Annotated in this window: 12 protein-coding genes, 7 tRNA genes and 4 pseudogenes; 11 read left to right on the plus strand and 12 right to left on the minus strand. The window is 44.6% G+C overall.

Going from position 1 to position 17,687, the window contains the following annotated elements; all coding sequences use genetic code 11:
• Positions 1–80 precede the first annotated feature (80 nt).
• Together JCM14374_RS13895 and JCM14374_RS15475 are read left to right on the plus strand one after the other, a co-directional pair.
• Positions 81–149: pseudogene (locus JCM14374_RS13895) on the plus strand (SEC-C metal-binding domain-containing protein); the annotation flags it as partial.
• A gap of 57 nt (positions 150–206) precedes the next feature.
• The gene (locus JCM14374_RS15475; RefSeq protein WP_500797383.1) at positions 207–1,322 is read left to right on the plus strand and encodes an MbcA/ParS/Xre antitoxin family protein; all 1,116 of its coding nucleotides are present in this window, start codon (positions 207–209) and stop codon (positions 1,320–1,322) included.
• A 25-nt stretch (positions 1,323–1,347) separates the two neighbouring features.
• Here the strand turns inward: JCM14374_RS15475 and yihA are convergent, their stop codons facing one another.
• The 9 genes and pseudogenes from yihA to JCM14374_RS00595 form a co-directional block, all read right to left on the minus strand.
• The gene (yihA, locus tag JCM14374_RS00555; protein WP_054692364.1) at positions 1,348–1,935 is read right to left on the minus strand and encodes a ribosome biogenesis GTP-binding protein YihA/YsxC; all 588 of its coding nucleotides are present in this window, start codon (positions 1,933–1,935) and stop codon (positions 1,348–1,350) included.
• A 26-nt stretch (positions 1,936–1,961) separates the two neighbouring features.
• Positions 1,962–4,285: pseudogene (gene lon / locus JCM14374_RS00560) on the minus strand (endopeptidase La).
• Between the two features lie 265 nt (positions 4,286–4,550).
• Positions 4,551–6,178, minus strand: a pseudogene (lonB, locus tag JCM14374_RS00565) (ATP-dependent protease LonB).
• Positions 6,179–6,397: 219 nt separating this feature from the next.
• A complete protein-coding gene (gene clpX / locus JCM14374_RS00570; protein ID WP_054692054.1) occupies positions 6,398–7,648 on the minus strand; it encodes an ATP-dependent Clp protease ATP-binding subunit ClpX in 1,251 nt (416 codons plus the stop codon).
• Positions 7,649–7,672: 24 nt separating this feature from the next.
• Positions 7,673–8,275: an ATP-dependent Clp endopeptidase proteolytic subunit ClpP gene (gene clpP, locus JCM14374_RS00575; RefSeq protein ID WP_157048888.1), complete on the minus strand. Its 603-nt coding sequence runs from the start codon at positions 8,273–8,275 to the stop codon at positions 7,673–7,675.
• A gap of 68 nt (positions 8,276–8,343) precedes the next feature.
• Positions 8,344–9,683 (minus strand): annotated as a pseudogene (tig, locus tag JCM14374_RS00580) (trigger factor).
• A gap of 132 nt (positions 9,684–9,815) precedes the next feature.
• Positions 9,816–9,890: transfer RNA gene (locus tag JCM14374_RS00585), tRNA-Gly, on the minus strand.
• A 68-nt stretch (positions 9,891–9,958) separates the two neighbouring features.
• Positions 9,959–10,462 carry a hypothetical protein gene (locus JCM14374_RS00590; RefSeq protein ID WP_054692057.1) on the minus strand — a complete coding sequence of 168 codons (504 nt, stop codon included), beginning with the start codon at positions 10,460–10,462 and terminating at the stop codon, positions 9,959–9,961.
• A 122-nt stretch (positions 10,463–10,584) separates the two neighbouring features.
• A complete protein-coding gene (locus JCM14374_RS00595; RefSeq protein WP_172674111.1) occupies positions 10,585–11,736 on the minus strand; it encodes a tetratricopeptide repeat protein in 1,152 nt (383 codons plus the stop codon).
• Between the two features lie 167 nt (positions 11,737–11,903).
• On the opposite strand from JCM14374_RS00595, the gene JCM14374_RS14185 reads away from it, so the two are divergent.
• The 4 genes from JCM14374_RS14185 (at position 11,904) to JCM14374_RS00610 (ending at position 14,748) form a co-directional block, all read left to right on the plus strand.
• Positions 11,904–12,284 (plus strand): peptidoglycan-binding domain-containing protein, encoded by a 381-nt coding sequence (locus JCM14374_RS14185; RefSeq protein ID WP_242848741.1) that lies wholly within the window; start codon positions 11,904–11,906, stop codon positions 12,282–12,284.
• Positions 12,285–12,295: 11 nt separating this feature from the next.
• Positions 12,296–12,754, plus strand: a complete 459-nt coding sequence (locus JCM14374_RS14190; RefSeq protein ID WP_242848761.1) for a L,D-transpeptidase family protein — start codon at positions 12,296–12,298, stop codon at positions 12,752–12,754.
• Between the two features lie 57 nt (positions 12,755–12,811).
• Positions 12,812–12,888: transfer RNA gene (locus JCM14374_RS00605), tRNA-Pro, on the plus strand.
• 195 nt (positions 12,889–13,083) lie between these two features.
• On the plus strand, positions 13,084–14,748 hold the full coding sequence (locus JCM14374_RS00610) for an FAD-dependent oxidoreductase (RefSeq protein ID WP_054692063.1): 1,665 nt from the start codon (positions 13,084–13,086) through the stop codon (positions 14,746–14,748).
• Positions 14,749–14,812: 64 nt separating this feature from the next.
• On the opposite strand, the gene JCM14374_RS14195 is transcribed toward JCM14374_RS00610, so the two are convergent.
• Positions 14,813–15,394, minus strand: a complete 582-nt coding sequence (locus JCM14374_RS14195) for an acetyl-CoA hydrolase/transferase family protein (RefSeq protein WP_242848742.1) — start codon at positions 15,392–15,394, stop codon at positions 14,813–14,815.
• Positions 15,373–16,107, minus strand: coding sequence for a hypothetical protein (locus tag JCM14374_RS14200; RefSeq protein ID WP_242848743.1), 735 nt, complete (start codon positions 16,105–16,107; stop codon positions 15,373–15,375). The genes JCM14374_RS14195 and JCM14374_RS14200 overlap by 22 nt, the downstream gene beginning before the upstream one ends.
• A 245-nt stretch (positions 16,108–16,352) precedes the next feature.
• On the opposite strand from JCM14374_RS14200, the gene JCM14374_RS00620 reads away from it, so the two are divergent.
• The 5 genes from JCM14374_RS00620 (at position 16,353) to JCM14374_RS00640 (ending at position 16,857) form a co-directional block, all read left to right on the plus strand.
• Positions 16,353–16,426, plus strand: a tRNA-Gly gene (locus JCM14374_RS00620).
• A 15-nt stretch (positions 16,427–16,441) separates the two neighbouring features.
• Positions 16,442–16,517 (plus strand) — tRNA-Arg (locus tag JCM14374_RS00625).
• A 17-nt stretch (positions 16,518–16,534) separates the two neighbouring features.
• Positions 16,535–16,611, plus strand: a tRNA-His gene (locus tag JCM14374_RS00630).
• 44 nt (positions 16,612–16,655) lie between these two features.
• Positions 16,656–16,730: transfer RNA gene (locus JCM14374_RS00635), tRNA-Gln, on the plus strand.
• A gap of 51 nt (positions 16,731–16,781) precedes the next feature.
• A tRNA-Lys gene (locus JCM14374_RS00640) sits at positions 16,782–16,857 on the plus strand.
• Positions 16,858–17,029: 172 nt separating this feature from the next.
• Here the strand turns inward: JCM14374_RS00640 and JCM14374_RS00645 are convergent.
• Positions 17,030–17,635: an acetate uptake transporter family protein gene (locus JCM14374_RS00645; RefSeq protein ID WP_054692066.1), complete on the minus strand. Its 606-nt coding sequence runs from the start codon at positions 17,633–17,635 to the stop codon at positions 17,030–17,032.
• Between the last annotated feature and the right edge of the window lie 52 nt (positions 17,636–17,687).

A 17,687-nucleotide genomic window follows, 5' to 3' on the forward strand; every position in this document is an offset into this window, starting at 1 on the left:
TACCGCAGCCAAAACCTCAAAACAAAATCAATGTTAATCTGTGGTTATTTTCTTATTAAATGGAGGAATTATAAATGCAATCATTAAAAATCGGTCGCAATGATCCCTGCCCCTGCGGCAGCGGCAAAAAGTATAAGAAATGCTGCGGAATTGTAGCTGAATACACTGAGCCATCAGCTGATTTATTTACCAAGTACAGCAATCTTATGACCGCAGTTAAAATAAAACTTGACCAATTTTACGGCAATGAAATCAAGCGCGTGCGGCGTGAACTCCTGCAGCATTTTCTGCGCTTCACAGTAGAAAAAAGACTCCCCACTGAACATGAGACTTTATTCTCTGACTGGTTATGGTTTGACCAGATGGATGATGAAGCAGATACCCTGGGGTACCAGTATCTAAAAAATAATGGGGAATATATGGAAGGCCCTCTGAAAGATTGTCTGGCGGCCATGAACCTTTCATATTTATCTGTATATGAAGTGGTGGCCGCAAAAGATTTTTATCTTGAATTAAGAGATATTTTTTTAGATAAAAAATGTGAAGTCCTGCTGAAGGAACCCTGGGAAGAATCTGACGATAAACCGGAAGCGCTTATTCTGGGCCGGGTAGTGCAAATGGCCGATGCCAATCTTTTTTCAGGCATGGTATTAATGCTGGAAAATGACGCGGGTCAAAAGGATTTCCTGACAGAGCATATTAATCATGCCGCCAAGGTACAGAATACTAAAGCTATCAGTCTGTTAAAGTTCAATGGCGAACTATCCTTTGGCCTGTTTAACCATGCTTTTAAGAAAAATTTTATTAATCTGAACCATATTGCCGCTGCCCATATCAATCCCGATGAAGCTGAAGCCTTAGCCCAGAATTTAAATAGTTCCAATGACTATATTCTCTGGCACGAAACCGCAGGACTGAAATGGTTCAAGCCCCGGGACAATGATCGCGGCTATATCCGCATCGTGCTGGCAGGCGAAAACCTTATTATCAGTGCCGAGGTTCTGGAGGATATAGAAGCGTTGCGGAACTTGATACATTCATCGTTACCTGACTTGGAATTCACCGTCCTCAGTGACACTTTTATGAACCAGGCCCCGCCTGTGAATATGATGGGGCTGTGGTTTACAGTGATAAAAGACCGGGAAACCGAAAAATGGCTGGCTGCCAGTCATCCCGAACTGGAGGGGAAAACCCCTGCGGAGATATTAAAAGAATCTGACGGGAAAGAACGCTTGGAAAGAATGCTGGCGCAGATGGAGAGTAAAATTCAAAATGAAGAAGCGCGTGAGCTTGTGGAATATATGAGATTAAGAATTGCCTAGCCGGTTTGCGCGGTTTTTGTCCCCGTTAATCTTTCAACAGCTCTTCGATGGCGTTTAGGACCTCTTCCACCCCTTCGCCGTTTTCGGCTGAAAAGCAGATAAGACTTTGATCGGCAGGAAGCTGTAAAACCCGTCTGATAGCCGCCAGGTGTTTGCTTCTGGCTCCGCGGGATATTTTATCCGCCTTGGTTGCGACAATTAAAATAGGAATTTCGTTATGCAGGAGCCATTCCTGCATAAGCCGGTCATTATCAGTTGGTTCATGACGTATATCCAAAAGCTGGATAACACCTTTGAGCTGGGTCCGTTCTGCTAGGTATTTCTCGATAAAACGCCCCCATTTTTGCTGCTCACTTTTAGAAACCTTGGCATAGCCGTAACCAGGTAAATCCACCATATTCCAGGCTTGATTAAGAAGATAATAATTAATCGTTCGGGTCTTACCCGGAGTTGAGCTTGATTTAGCCAAATTTTTACGATTAACCACTTTATTAATCAAAGAAGACTTGCCCACATTGGATCGCCCTACCAGCGCGATTTCCGGCAAGTTCTCATTCGGAAGCTGTTTGAAATCCGCATAACAGCCTTTGAATTCAGCAGATTTAATTATTATGGGCACAATACCCTCCCCCCGGCGCCTCAGTGCATATTGTCATACACCAGGGTTTCGGCTAGGACTTCATCCATGTGATCAACCATGATAAAATTCATTTTCTTTTTAACGTTTTCAGGTATCTCGGTAAGATCCTTTTTATTATCACTGGGTAAAATAATGGTGTTAATCCCTGCACGATGGGCAGCCAGGACCTTTTCTTTCAAGCCGCCTATGGGAAGAACCCGGCCTCTAAGAGTGATCTCGCCGGTCATAGCCACGTCATTACGGACTGCCCGCCCGGACATGGCCGAAGCCAGGGCGGTTGCAATAGTAATCCCTGCTGAAGGTCCATCTTTAGGGATAGCGCCCTCAGGAACATGTAAATGAACATCGTATTTTTCCTGGATTTCATCGCTGATACTTAAAGAATCAGCACGTGAACGCACATAGGTTAAAGCGGCCTGGGCGGATTCCTTCATAACATCCCCCAATTTGCCGGTTAGGGTCAAATTGCCTTTCCCTTTCAGCAAAGCTACTTCAATGGATAGAATATCTCCGCCGCTGTCGGTCCAGGCCAAACCGGTAGCCACCCCTACCTGTTCTTCTTTTTCCGCGGCCCCGAAACGGTATTTGGCCACTCCCAAATATTTGGTTATTGAGTTTACCGTAACATTTGCATGAAAATCTTTATCTTCTACCACTTCACGGGCTACTTTACGGCAGATAGAAGCTATCTGCCTCTCCAGGCTGCGCACTCCCGCTTCACGCGTATATTCACGGATAATTTTGCGAATGGCCCCTTCAGAGAAACTTATATTATTATTTTTAAGCCCGTGTTCCTTAACCTGTTTGGGGATCAGATAATCGATCGCAATATGAACTTTATCCTCTTCCGTATATCCCCCTATATCAATTACTTCCATACGGTCCAGCAAAGGACGGGGTATGTTATAAACCGAATTGGCGGTAGTAATAAACATAACCTTGGATAAATCAAAAGGTATTTCCAGATAATGATCACTGAAAGTAAAATTCTGTTCGGGGTCCAATACCTCCAGAAGGGCCGAGGCGGGATCGCCTCTGAAGTCCATGGTCATCTTATCGATTTCGTCCAGCAGGAAAACCGGGTTATGTGAACCGGCCGTTTTCATACCCTGTAAAATACGCCCCGGCATTGATCCCACATAGGTACGGCGATGGCCTCTTATCTCAGCTTCATCCCTGATTCCGCCTAGGGACATACGCACAAACTTGCGTCCTAATGAACGGGCTACGGATTTTCCCAGGGATGTTTTGCCTACCCCGGGGGACCCACCAGGCAAAGGATGGGGCCTTTCATTTTTTTGGCCAGTTTACGAATAGCCAAATATTCCAGAATGCGTTCTTTCGGTTTTTCCAATCCATAATGATCTTCATTCAGTATTGTTTCCGCAACTTTTAAATCCAAGCGGTCCCTGGTTTCAACCGACCATGGCAATGACAGCATCCAGTCCAGATAGTTTCTGACCACTACCGCTTCTGCCACCATAGGAGGCATCTTTTCCAGGCGTTCCAGTTCTTTGAACGCTTTTTCCCGGGCGTCTTTTGGCAGGTTGGCTTTATCAATACTGCGCTTTAATTCTTCCACTTCGGCGGCGCGTTCATCTTTGTCACCCAGTTCCTTTTGAATAGCTTTCATTTGTTCGCGCAGGTAATATTCTTTTTGGGTTTTCTCCATCTGTTTGCGTACGCGAATATTGATCTTGCGCTCCAGTTCGAGTACTTCCATTTCTTTAGCCAAAAGTTCACATAAGTAATTAAGCCTTTCCGCCACATCACGGGCTTCCAGGATTTTTTGCTTTTCATTGATTTTCAGAGTAAGATGAGAAGCGATTACGTCCGCCAGACGCCCGGCTTCTTCTATGGACACTACGGAAACCACAGTTTCCGGAGGTATTTTCTTGCTTATTCTAACGTATTGTTCAAACTGTGAAACCAGGGTACGCATCAAGGCTTCCTGTTCGGAACCCTTTTGGTTTTCATCTTCCCGGTATTCCTGTACAGCTACTTTTATATAAGGATCGTGGCTGATATAACCCTTAATCTCGGCACGATAGAGACCTTCAACCAAAACCCGCATAGTGCCGCCGGGCATTTTTAAAATCTGTCGAACTTCTGCTACCGTTCCTACATCGAATATATCACCCTCATCTGGTTCATCAGTTTGGGCCTCTTTTTGTGTAGCCAGAAAGATCTCCTTATCCTCAAGCATAGCTTCTTCAATAGCATTTATAGACTTTTTCCGTCCCACATCCAGATGAATGACAGTATAAGGAAAAACCAAAACCCCGCGGAGGGGTAACATCGGTATTTCTCGTAAATTATTCATTTCTGTCAAACCAACACCTCCCAGGCAAATTTATTCTACTATATGTCCCTGCACCACGCAACAAAGCAAGAATAATTAAAGATTGGGAATCAGGAATTTCGAATTCGCTGATTTATTTTAAAAATATTTTTATCAAAAATGGCTGTAAACCACATTGAATTCAAGAAAAATAAGGGCTTTCTATAGATACGTGGAATCCGGTTATAACGTTGTCTTACCCTACAGTCGATAAATCTTGACAAGGTTAATCTGCGGCTGTTTTAAATCAATCCACAAAGGATTGCTCCAGTACTTCCATTATATTTTTAACGGGTATTATTTGCATGCCTGCAAAGGTGTCAAATATCTTCAACCAGTTGTCACTGGGAATCAAAACCCGCTTGATACCGACCCGCCTGGCTGCTTCAACCTTGCTCATAACCCCGCCCACCGGTTTAACCAGACCGTGAACCGATAACTCGCCGGTCATTGCCAAGAAGTTGTCAACTTTGCGGCCATTTATTGAAGAATAAATGGCGGTAGCCATGCTTATGCCGGCTGAAGGCCCGTCGATAGGAGTTCCTCCGGGAAAATTCAAATGAATATCATACTGGTTTATATTTAACCCGCAATGTGATTTTAAGACCGTAAGTACATTTTCCACTGCTCCTTTAGCCATGCTCTTACGGGTAATGCGGTGTTCAGTGCCGCCCATCTGTTCCTCTTCAACCACTCCGGTAACAGTCCACTGTCCCTTTCCCTCATCAGCCCAGACCGAATTAGCCTCAACTTCGATCAAGGTACCGACATTGGCGCCATGAACCGCCAGGCCGTTCACTATGCCGACCGCAGGTTCACCAGAAGGCCTGATATCCGGACGCGGTGAAAAACGCCCGTTGTTTAACACTTTTTCTACAATTTTGAGACTAATAACATTTGACTTTTCAACCTGAGCGATACCTGCGGCCAGCTGGACTATATTGACCGCTTCCCGGCCGTTGCTGGCATAACGAGTTATTTCTTCCAGGGCTTCATTTTCAATCGCAAACCCGACTTCTTAACCGCGTTAACTGTTATTTGATGCAGTTCATCTTTTTCCAAGGGTAAAAAGAACACTTCCAGACACCTGGACCGTAGAGCAGGCGGAAGTTCCTGCGGCATCCTGGTAGTTGCTCCCACCAGCCTGAAATCAGCCGGCAGGCCATTGCGGAAAATGTCGTGAATATGCTCTGGTATGTTGCTGTCATTAGGATTATAATAGGCGCTTTCCAGCATCACTTTGCGGTCTTCCAATACCTTTAAGAGCTTATTCATCTGTAAGGGATGAAGCTCACCAATCTCATCGACAAAAAGCATACCCCCATGAGCTTTGGTACAGGCACCGGGTTTGGGCTGTGGAATACCCGCCACCCCCATGGCGCCAGCGCCCTGATAAATAGGATCATGCACGGAACCGATAAGAGGATCGGCTATATTACGTTCATCAAAACGGCTGATGGTGGCATCGATTTCTACAAAAGAGGCATTTTTGCCAAAAGGTGAAAGGGGTGATGTCTTGGCCTCCTCCAATACCAGCCTGGCCGCGGCGGTTTTGCCTACTCCAGGCGGTCCATAAATTATTACATGCTGGGGATTTGAACCACATAGAGCTGAACGCAGTATTTCAATTCCTTCCGACTGCCCGATTACATCATTTAAACTGGAAGGACGAGTGAGGCTTGATAGTGGTTCAGTCAAACGAACATTACGCATTTCCTTTAATTTTACCGTTTCTTTTTGTGATTCTCTTAATACTACCGTTTTACGGCTTTGCTGGTTCTTCAGCAAACTCCAAAAGTATACTCCGATAACTACCGCAAAGAAAAACTGAACAAGATATAATATGCTGCCGTATTTAATAAAAAACTCGTTCATAATATTTATTACCCTTCCTAAGAACTTTTTTCTTATTATTCCCGCAGCAACAGTTTGGATTATAAAATCAAGCAGTAAAAAAAGGCAGCTTATGCTGCCTTTTTCCTGTAATACAATTTTAGTAAGAAAATAGCCACAGATTAACACAGATTAATCCCTTGTATGGCTTTTTTGCTTACGGTTGTTACCTGCGGCCATATTTGATTACGCTAACAAAAGCTAATTGACTTTGCGCCGCGCATCCACAGTCACCAGCAAAGGTTTTTCCTTTTTCTCAATTACGTCTCTGGTGATGACTACCTTGGTTACATCATAACGGGAAGGAACATCATACATTACTTCCAGCATAATATCCTCGATAATGGCCCGCAAACCCCGTGCGCCGGTGCTGCGGCGCAGAGCCTCCTCGGCAATGGCATGCAGAGCGTCGTCTTTGAACTCCAGATCAACCCCATCCAGTTCAAACAGTTTTTTATACTGTTTCACCAGGGCGTTCTTAGGTTCCGTAAGTATTTGCACCAGAGCGGTATTGTCCAAGGCTTCCAGGGTTACAATTAAGGGTACCCGGCCGACAAATTCAGGAATCAAGCCATACCGCAAGAGATCCTGCGGCAATATCATATTTAAGATTTCGCCGATGGGTTTCTCCTTTTTGCTTTGAATATCGGCGCCAAAACCCATTACCTTCTGGCCCACCCGATTTTGAATAATCTTATCAATACCCTCAAAGGCTCCACCGCAGATAAACAGAATATTGGTAGTGTCTATCTGTATAAATTCCTGATGCGGGTGTTTTCTTCCCCCCTGGGGAGGAACACTGGCTACGGTGCCTTCCAGTATCTTCAGCAACGCTTGCTGGACACCTTCGCCTGAAACATCACGGGTTATACTGGGATTGTCTGTTTTGCGGGCTATCTTGTCAACCTCATCAATATAGACAATGCCTTTTTCCGCTTTTTCGATGTCATAGTCCGCAGCTTGAATCAGTTTGAGCAGAATGTTCTCTACATCCTCACCGACATAACCGGCCTCAGTAAGAGAGGTGGCATCGGCGATGGCAAAAGGTACATTGAGTATACGCGCCAGGGTCTGGGCCAGCAGGGTTTTACCGCTGCCGGTAGGACCAAGCATAATAATATTGCTCTTTTGCAGTTCGACATCATCAAGTTTCATGCCCAGGTTAATGCGTTTATAATGGTTATATACAGCTACGGCCAATGCTTTTTTAGCTTTATCCTGGCCGATGACATAGTCATCAAGAATTTCTCTGATTTCTATAGGCTTTGGAATATCGCCCATTTCAAAACCGAGATCATCTGCCAGTTCTTCCTCAATGATTTCGTTACAGAGTTCGATACATTCGTCACAGATGTAAACACCGGGTCCAGCCACCAGTTTCTTAACCTGTTCCTGGGTCTTACCGCAGAATGAACACTTCAATTGTCCTTTTTCATCTCCATATCTGTGCATATCGTCACCTCTTTCTAAGAAACCTTATTTCTTAGCGGCCTTTTTGGTCTGGGTGATCACTTCATCGATAATCCCATATTCCTTGGCTTCTGTGGCTGACATAAAATAATCTCTTTCAGTATCGGCTTTAATTTTATCCAGTTTCTGACCGGTTCTTTCAGCCAGAATGCGGTTCAGACTGTCTTTCATGGCCACTATGCGCCTGGCGTGGATTTCAATATCGGTTGCCTGGCCCTGAGTCCCCCCCATAGGTTGGTGAATCATTATTTCAGCGTTAGGTAATGCGAATCTCTTGCCTTTTTGACCAGCAGCAAGGAGAAATGCTCCCATACTGGCTGCCAGGCCGACGCAAATGGTTGAAACATCAGGCTTGATATACTGCATAGTGTCGTAAATCGCCATCCCGGCACTGATTGAGCCTCCCGGGCTGTTAATGTACAGCGAAATATCCTTATCCGGATCTTCAGCTTCCAGGAAAAGCAATTGCGCGATAATAAGATTAGCTACATTATCATCAATGGCACTGCCCAGAAAGACAATCCTGTCTTTCAATAAGCGGGAATAGATGTCATAGGATCTCTCACCCCGGTTAGTCTGTTCAACCACCATTGGTACCAAATAAGATATAATGATCACCTTCTTCCTAAATTATTTGTTTATAGCTTTATACTATTCTAATTATTTTAGACTCTCCACTATAATGCTTGGTTTTCAGAAGACAGACCGCCTAAATTAGATTCTTGTTCCTTAATAACCGCGTTTTCAATAAGATAGTCTACAGCTTTATCAGTTTTAATAGTGATTTCAATGCCTTCTTTCATTTGCATCAAGCTGTTTCTTACCTGCTCTAATTCCAGGCCCATATCTGCTGCGGCTTCAGCTATCCTGTTATCTATTTCTTCATCACTGACAGTAAAACCTTTTTCTTCAATAAGTTTTTCTAACAAGAAATTGGTTTTGGCCATGCGTAAGGCTTCAGGCCACATTTCCTGGTTAAAATCCTCAACCGTACTCTGAGTGTACTGAAAATACTGTTCAAGACTAAGCCCCTGGCTGAAAGTCTCTGCCCCATCTGTTCCAACATGCGTTCCAGCTGGGCACGCACCACACTATCAGGAACACTTATGTCACAACGCTCCAATGCCCTGCTCACTGCTTCCTGTTTGAGCATTTCCTTTCTTCGGGCCTCACTCATCTTCTCCAGGCCGCTTCTAATATCCTGACGCAATTCCTCGATAGTATCAAAGGAACTTACTTCCTGGGCGAATTCATCATCTAAAGGCCTGAGTTTGCGGGAGGTAATCTTGTTTAAATCAACTTTAAAAACCGCATCCTTGCCAGCCAGGTCCTCAGCATGATAGCCTTCTGGGAAGGTCACGTTTATATCTCTGCTTTCACCGACTTTCATGCCTAAAAGCTGCTCTTCAAAACCGGGAATAAAGGTCCCCGAACCCAATTCCAGCTCATAATTGTGACCTTTGCCGCCTGGAAATGCTGTATCATCCACAAAACCTTCAAAATCAATTTCCACAACATCACCGTTTACGGCGGGTTCTTCAGTTTTCTCCACTAATTCGGCATAACGATTCTGCATATCCTGCAAACGCTTTTCAACATCTTGATCTGTGATACTGAAGTTAGGGGCTGTTATCTCCAGGCCGGTGAGATCAGGAAGTTCAAATTCTGGCTTGACCGCAACCCGGGCATTAAATTTAAATTCTTTTCCGGCTTCTATGTCTTCGAGTTCGCTGAAGTCAAAATCCGGCTGGGCAATGGGCTCAATATCTAACTCCTCAATAGCATAAGCATAAGCATCAGGAATAATGAATTCCAAAGCATCCTGATACAAAATCTCTTTACCATAATGGGCTTCCAGCAGTTCCCGGGGTACTCTGCCCTTGCGAAAACCAGGTATGGTTACCTGCTTTACCACCTTACGGTAAGCTTTTTCCAGACCTTCTTCAAAATGCTCGGCGTCTACGGTAATCTCTATGTAGGCCTCGCTGTTCTCTATTTTTTCTAACCTAGCCTCCACTTATGTGCCTCCTAACTATTATTACTATTATTACCGCATAATGGGCTGCCCGGGTAAGGCATCCTCTAAAGAATTTACCCTAAAACAGCAATAAATACAACACCCCGGCATATGCCAGGGTATGAATTCATTTGGAGCGGAAGACGAGATTCGAACTCGCGACCCTCGCCTTGGCAAGGCGATGCTCTACCACTGAGCCACTTCCGCACATGTTTTTCATACCTAAAAGAATAAGGGTTACAAACCTATAAGTCAAGCCTCAAACGGTTTTAAGGCTATTTTTTCTGGGACTGCAGTTTTTTAAAGGTTTCTAAATTAATGTCACTATTATATTTTATTTTATAGTCGTGGCGGAATGTGTTGAGAGCGTTTATAAATTCTTGCTGATTAGAAGTGGCTTTTTTCAGGTACCCGAGTTTTATTAACCCCTCGGTCAGAATACGTATTTCTGTTTCACTGGGAAAGTAAATCGTCAGCGGCTGGCAGCCCGTTCCCGAGGAACTAGAACTAACAATACCGGGCGAGTTCACAGCCGTCGGTTTTATGGCCGTTCTGTTTGACGTTTTAGTTATGCTCTTTTGGCCGTATTTCCAATGTTTTAATTCCGTCAGTCTCTCGTCTTCTTGAGTAACAGTGGATTTTATTTTACCTTTGGTCATTTCTTGAATAACCTGGGTATCGGTAGGTATTTCTTTAATAGTTTTAGCAGCAGAACTGCCCGTACATACGGTTAGGAATATCAAAACCATGACAAAACAGGCCCGCGGTTTATTCCGCATTTTCCATTTCCCCCTGCTATGAAACTCTAATTATATAATAGCAAAAATATCGAGTTTCACCCAGGCCGTACGTTATTTTTTAAGCATGACCGCATAATAGGCAGGTGTAGTGAGATAGCCGCTCAGCGGATCAGCTTGGCTAATGCCTCGAAGGCCGCTGCCGATGTCTTTACGTCTCCGTCTTTATAGGCGCTGCATCCCAAATAAAAGAGACTGTCGTCATAATAGTTGCTGGAAGGGAACTCCGCTAAATATCTTGTAAAATACTCCCGGGCTTTAGCATAGTTCTCCTGCAGGAAATAGGTTCGAGCTAAAAAATATAAAGCCTCCCGGTTAAGATAACTTCCCGTCTGCATTTTAACTACGATTCCCAGCTTATCTACAGCCTGTTCCCAATCATGTTCATCATAAGCTTTATAACCGCTGTAATATAATAGTTCTTCTTTTTCATTCAGCAATGTTTGGTTGAATTGCTCAAGTGATGTTGTCTTTGCCGGTTCCGCCAGCGCATGGGTTTTATCCGGCGTTGTCGGAGTCTGGATTTTCAGCGCCGGTACCAGGCTGACATTGTGCCTATTTTCCCGCGCTATTTTTATTCCTGTCGTTCCCGCCAAATTTCTATCCGGCAGTAGAGACATGTGTGCATTACTGCCCAACCAAATTAATACGGCCATTCCTATAGCTGCCGTAAGTCCCCATACCCACCGAAGTCCTCCGTTTTTTTCATTTTTCGTGTTAACAGGTGAATCGGGGATTTCATCAATCTGATAAAGCTCCAGGTATCTAATTAGTAATGGATTGCTGCGATCCAATTTCAAGCCATGCTGCCAGGTCCTGCAGGCCGCATCCAGATCCGCCCCGGCCAGATGGCAAAAACCCAGGAGCTGATATACAGAAACAATACCATCATTTTCCCTTATCAGATCCTGCAATAATTCCAGGCCGCGGTTATAATTACGGCTTTCCACTTCTGCAGCCGCTTCCTGGTATCTTTTCAACCAGAAGTTAAAAGCGGGTTGATTTATCCTTTCCAAATTCTCAAGCGCTTCATGATTCTCAGGATCGATAGCCAGGCTCTTGTTCCAACAAGCCCGCGCACGTTCGAATTCACCCAGTATGTAATAACAACGTCCCAGCAGATTGGTTATATACTGGTTTTCAGTTATATGTTCTGCAGTCAGAAGCAATGTCTCCAGAGCAGAACTGATATCATTACGTAAAATCTTTTCTTTAATGGGCGTCAGTAATTTTTCCATACTATCATCAACCGTCATCTTCATCCCACCCCGCACATATATAACCATATATTTCCACATAAGTATGCTAATTCCTCCTGGGAGTAAAATTTTATTTTGACAGTCCAGAATGGAGACAAAACAAACACCAATCTCATAAATATGAAATAGAGCCATGAAAATTATATGTGGAGGATGTAATAAAAATGGTGTATAGCAGCCGGTATTTGTATCGAGTCAGCCCTAATCTGCAGGGTCCTGACGTTTTGAATTTACAAACCGCTTTAAAAAATTCGGGATACTATAAAGGTCCGCTTGATGGTATATTTGGCAAGACCAGTGAAGCAGCGGTAAAGGATTTTCAATCATCACAGTCAATTAAAGCAGATGGAGTAGTGGGCCCGGAAACTTGGAACCGCCTTAGTCTCGTAACAGGATTCGGGGATACTGATGTGGAAATTAACAAATCAGCGGAAACCACCAGTATAACTGTAAATGTTGATAAGAGAAAACTGTATTTTTCTTCACCTACATTAAACAAAACCTACCCGGTAGCGTTGGGAAACCTTCTACCCCGACTCCCATAGGCAACTGGACTATTGTACAGAAAACCATGAATCCCGGTGGACCTTTCGGCGCCCGCTGGATGAGGCTGTCGGTCCCCTGGGGCGGGTACGGCATCCACGGCACCAATAACCCGAAATCAATCGGTAAAGCTGTAAGCCATGGATGTATTCGTATGTATAATAAGGATGTAATAGAAATATACGACCTGACCCCTATCGGCACCCCTGTCCATACTATCGGCAAGAATCCCGGTCAAAGATTGCTGAGCAGCGGAATGCGCGGCGAAGATGTGGAAAGCCTGCAATGGCAGTTAAAAGCATCGGGCTATCTGCACGGAAAGATTGACGGTTATTTCGGCCGGCTTACCAAACATGCCCTGATTGATTTCCAGCGTTCAGCAGGCCTCGTGCCTGACGGAACCGCCGGACCGCAAACCATGCAGGCCCTGCAAAAGGCCCTGGAGATAAAAATGGGAATTGAAGAACCATAATTTATAGTACACAGGAAATTGACATTCTTTCAGACCGGGTGTTATCATAAAAAAGCTCGGGGCGTGGCGCAGCTTGGTAGCGCGTCTGATTTGGGATCAGAAGGCCGCAGGTTCAAATCCTGTCGCCCCGACCAGTAAGAATTTATCCCGCCCATTCGCGGCGTTTTTTATTGATGAAACCCGCTTGACCTCTTGTCTTATTTCACATACTTTTAATCCAGAGTCTTCATTAATCTTTCACTTCAAAGCCAAAATAACAAACAGGAAAGAGGGGTGAAGCCTGGGCGGTTAAACGAGAAATATCATTTGTTTTAGCGCCAGGCAATAAGATGAGCAATAAAGTTTTAATAGTCGGAGGAGTGGCAGCGGGTATGAGCTGCGCAGCCCGTTTGCGCAGGCTGGATGAAAAAGCGGAGATAATAGTTATTGAACGAGGTGAATATATTTCGTTTGCCAACTGCGGACTGCCCTATTACGTAGGCGGGGTAATTAAAAACCGCGGCAGCCTGCTTTTGCAGTCTCCGCAAGCCATGAAGGCCCGTTTTAATATCGAAGTCAGAACCTTGAGTGAAGCAGTCGAAATATTCCCCTCACTTAAAGAAATAGAAATTCGCGACTTAACCAGCGGCAGAATCTATCGTGAAGACTACGATTACCTCTTGCTTTCTCCCGGGGCCGCCCCGGTGGACTTTAACATGGCCGGTTCGGGCCGGGATAATGTTTTCAGATTACGCAACATTCCCGATACTGATCAGATTCGAAGCTATATCTTGGAACACCAACCGCAAAAATCCGTGGTCATCGGCGGCGGGTTCATCGGTATTGAAATGGCGGAAATGCTCTATACTGCCGGTCTAAAAGTTACTTTGGTGGAGGCGTCTAATCAGATTTTAAATATGCTGGACCCTGAAATGGCCGCTTTTGTGCAAAAGTACCTGCGCCAACTGGGTGTCGACCTGAAGCTGGGACGCAAAGTCCTGGAACTGGAAGGGGAACCTTTTATAAAAAACATTAAGCTGGATGATGGGCAAGAATTACCGACTGAATTAGTGGTCATAGGTCTGGGGGTAAAACCTGAAACCTGGCTGGCTGACAAATGCGGGCTGAAAATAGGCGATAGGGGCGGGATACTTGTAGATGAGTACCTGCGTACTTCTGATCCCTATATATTTGCGGCCGGAGATGCTATCGAAGTGCGCGATGTAAACACTTCGCAAAACCGGCATTTTCCTATGGCTGGTCCGGCAAATCGTCAGGGATGGCTGGCAGCCAGCAGCATTGCCGGTGAACCACGGCCTTACCGCGGCATTCAGGGAACTTCAATTATAAAAGTAATGGATTTGAATGCGGCTGCAACCGGCATTAATGAAAAACAGCTCAAGGCTAACGTTCAATCATACCTCTGCTGTCATCTGCATCCGGCTTCCCATGCCAGCTACTACCCCGGCGCTAATCTGCTGCATATGAAATTAATTTTCGCTCCTGAAGACGGCAGGATTCTCGGTGCGCAGATCGTAGGTTCCGAAGGTGTGGATAAACGCATTGATGTTATAGCCACAGCCATATACGCGGGTTTGAATGTACACCAGCTGCAAGAACTGGAACTGGCTTATGCCCCACCTTTTTCTTCCGCCAAGGATCCGGTAAACATGGCCGCATATGTAGCGGGCAACATATTGGATGGCAAAGTAAGTATTATATATTGGCCTGATGTAGAAGAGAAATTAAAATCAGGGGCTATGCTGATTGATGTGCGCACCCCTGCGGAAACTTCTTCCGGGATGGTACCCGGAGCCATTAATATTCCGGTCGATGAACTGCGCCAACGATTGGACGAAATTCCTCGCGGCAAAGAATTAATGGTTTACTGCCGGGTGGGCCAGAGAAGCTATATTGCCAGCCGTATTCTTCGTGAAAACGGTTATGACGTCAGAAACATCAGCGGCGGGTATCTGCTCTACGAGGCCTGGAGCAGTGAGAAAAAATCTAACTAGCAGATAAAGAAGGCCTATTTATCACAGATTTACACAGATTAAAATTAAATTATTATGTCCATTGTTACCACATCTGCAGCCGGTCAGCCTCGCTGCGCAGGTAATCCCTGAAATTGGGATGGGATATATTTATCATTTCCTGCACCCTTTCCCTAATAGAACGCCCGCGCAGGCAGGCTACTCCATATTCCGTTATAACATAATCCACATCTACCCGTGAGGTAGTAACCACGGTTCCAGGATCAAACCGGGGCACTATTCGCGAAACAGTGTCTTTGGCAGTTGTAGAATAACATGCAAGTATAGATTTGCCTCCAGGAGAATTTAATGCTCCATGAATAAATTCCTTATGGCCTCCGGTACCGCTGAAAAGCCGGGAACCAATAGATTCTGCGCAGCATTGTCCGGTTAAATCAAATTGCAGAGCTGAATTTATGGACACCATTTTATTATTACGGGCAATCACTGCCGGGTCGTTTACTACGGTGCCTCGATGAAACTCTACGGCAATATTTTGATCGAGAAAATCATATAACCTTCTGGTACCCATAGCCACATCAGCGATAAATTTATCCTTCCAGAGGGTTTTTTTGCGATTGGTAACAGCTCCCGCATCCCAAAGATTCAGTATAGAATCGGTAAACATCTCTGAATGCACACCCAGATCTTTCTTGTGGCGCAGGCTGTGGCTATAGCGCCTGGTATACTGCCGAACCCAATCTGAATGGTAGAACCATCTTCAATAAGTTCAGCAGCGTACTCACCTATTATGTGATCCTTTTCGGTAAGAATTGCGGAAGGATATTCAGGCAGTTCCCTCTCGCTTTCGACCAAATAATCTATATCTGTTATATGCACATTGGTATCGCCGCAGGTTCTTGGCAAACGAGGATTAACTTCCATGATAACAACATCAGCATTTTCAATAAAATCCTTTTCGATTACGGTACTAAGTGAAAGAGAAAAATAGCCATGTTTATCCATAGGGGATACGCAGCCCATAAAAATTCGGGGAGTACGAAAAGCCATACGTTTTTTACTGAATTGATGCAGCTGCATGGGAACATAAGAAACTGTTCCCAATTCGTGCGCAGCCCGGGGGCCTTCGGTGTAAAACCAGCTATTAAGTATAAAATGTCCCTTCATCTCAGGTTTCATGTAAAAATCATATTTATATTGCATCATTGCATTAACGATGGAGACATTTTCCACCCGGTCCTTTATAGTATGCAGACTGCTTAAAAGGGTGGCCGGTTCGCACATTGCCAGTGCCGTAACCACTTCATCATTGCTTTTAATGTTCTCTAAAGCTTCTTCTACACTAACCAGCTTGCGCTGATACAAATCCTGATATTTCATTAAAAACACCTCGTTGATATAAGCAATATGCAAACATTATGTCATAGAAACGAGTATTTTGACAATAATCATCAGCTTGTTTATCCTGTATGGTCAAATATATATTTTAGTTCTTGAATGAGGTGCTTAAAATAATTCAATTGTTTATTTAAGGAATGATTGCTTGTAATTGCCTTGCGTGCTTTCAACCTTTTATAATTGGTTCTTGAAATGGCCATAATAAAGATGTATAATGTTTTTTGCTGGCGGGTGTAGCTCAATGGTAGAGCCCCAGCCTTCCAAGCTGGTTGCGAGGGTTCGATCCCCTTCACCCGCTCCATTTATTTTATTATTGGTCCCTGTAGCTCAGCAGGACAGAGCAACGGCCTTCTAAGCCGTGGGTCGGGGGTTCGAATCCTCCGGGGACGCCAGCTTTTACTCTCGCGTGGTGGGTGTAGCTCAGTTGGTTAGAGTATCAGATTGTGGCTCTGAGGGTCGTGGGTTCGAGTCCCATCACCCACCCCATATACTTGACATCCCGGCCAGAGTAAATATATACTCTTAAACGTTGGGGTGTAGCCAAGCGGTAAGGCAACGGACTTTGACTCCGTCATTCGTTGGTTCGAATCCAGCCACCCCAGCCATTTAATCGCTGGAGCGCTGATTTTTATCAGGATATATAATAAGTTTAATATGGGCCATTAGCTCAGGTGGTAGAGCACCTGACTTTTAATCAGGGTGTCGAAGGTTCGAGTCCTTCATGGCCCACCATTTAAACATTAAGGAAGCCCGAAAAAAACGGGCTTTTTTCTATTATTATTTTTTTTGCGAGGCCAGGAACGGTAAAATAAGAATCCCTGTGTATCGTTGGTTTACTCCATAAATTTAGGCCGCCTTCTGAATTGAAGACGGCCTGAATTATTTTTATATTCGGCAATATTACCTATTTAATTATAGGTGAACCTACAGGAAGAACCACCTTGCCAAATGCATTATTAAGGACGATTGCCGAACTTAAATATATAGCCATAATACCGGTTATCAGCAGGCAGTAAGCAGCATAGGCATGAGAACTGGGGCCAAGCATACCGAGTTTGCTGAAGGTTACAAAGAAAACGCCTACAGTCAGAATAAGAACAGCCAGACCCAAGATAGCCGGCGCTTCTTTCAGGTAAGCAACAGTGTAGAATACAAGGATAGAGAACAGAACCAGCCAGGCCCATCCGTCAACACCTGTATTAATGGTCCATCCGTGTACACCAGCAAAAAATTCGAAAATAAATTCTAATCCGCCTACCAACATAAAGAAAGCCGAGAAGAACAGGAATACGTTGCCGCCTAGCACAGCGCCTTCTCTTAACTCAATCAAACCAACACATAATTGTACAACAAACCCGCCTATCAACCAGCAGCCCAAAAAGAGAAGAGGAGACCCTTCTCCAGTAATTTTTCCGCTAAGAACCGCATAGAAGGTGAAACAAGCAATAGCCAAAGCTACTAAGCCTGCGGGGCCTGGATTCGCCCAACCACTACCATGATTATTTGACATTAAAAACTCCTCCCATCACTTTTCTTTAATCTGGCCTTTCGCATTAAATTGG

Origin of the sequence: Syntrophomonas palmitatica JCM 14374 (genome assembly GCF_001311885.1) — a bacterium.
GTDB classification, from domain to species: domain Bacteria; phylum Bacillota; class Syntrophomonadia; order Syntrophomonadales; family Syntrophomonadaceae; genus Syntrophomonas_A; species Syntrophomonas_A palmitatica.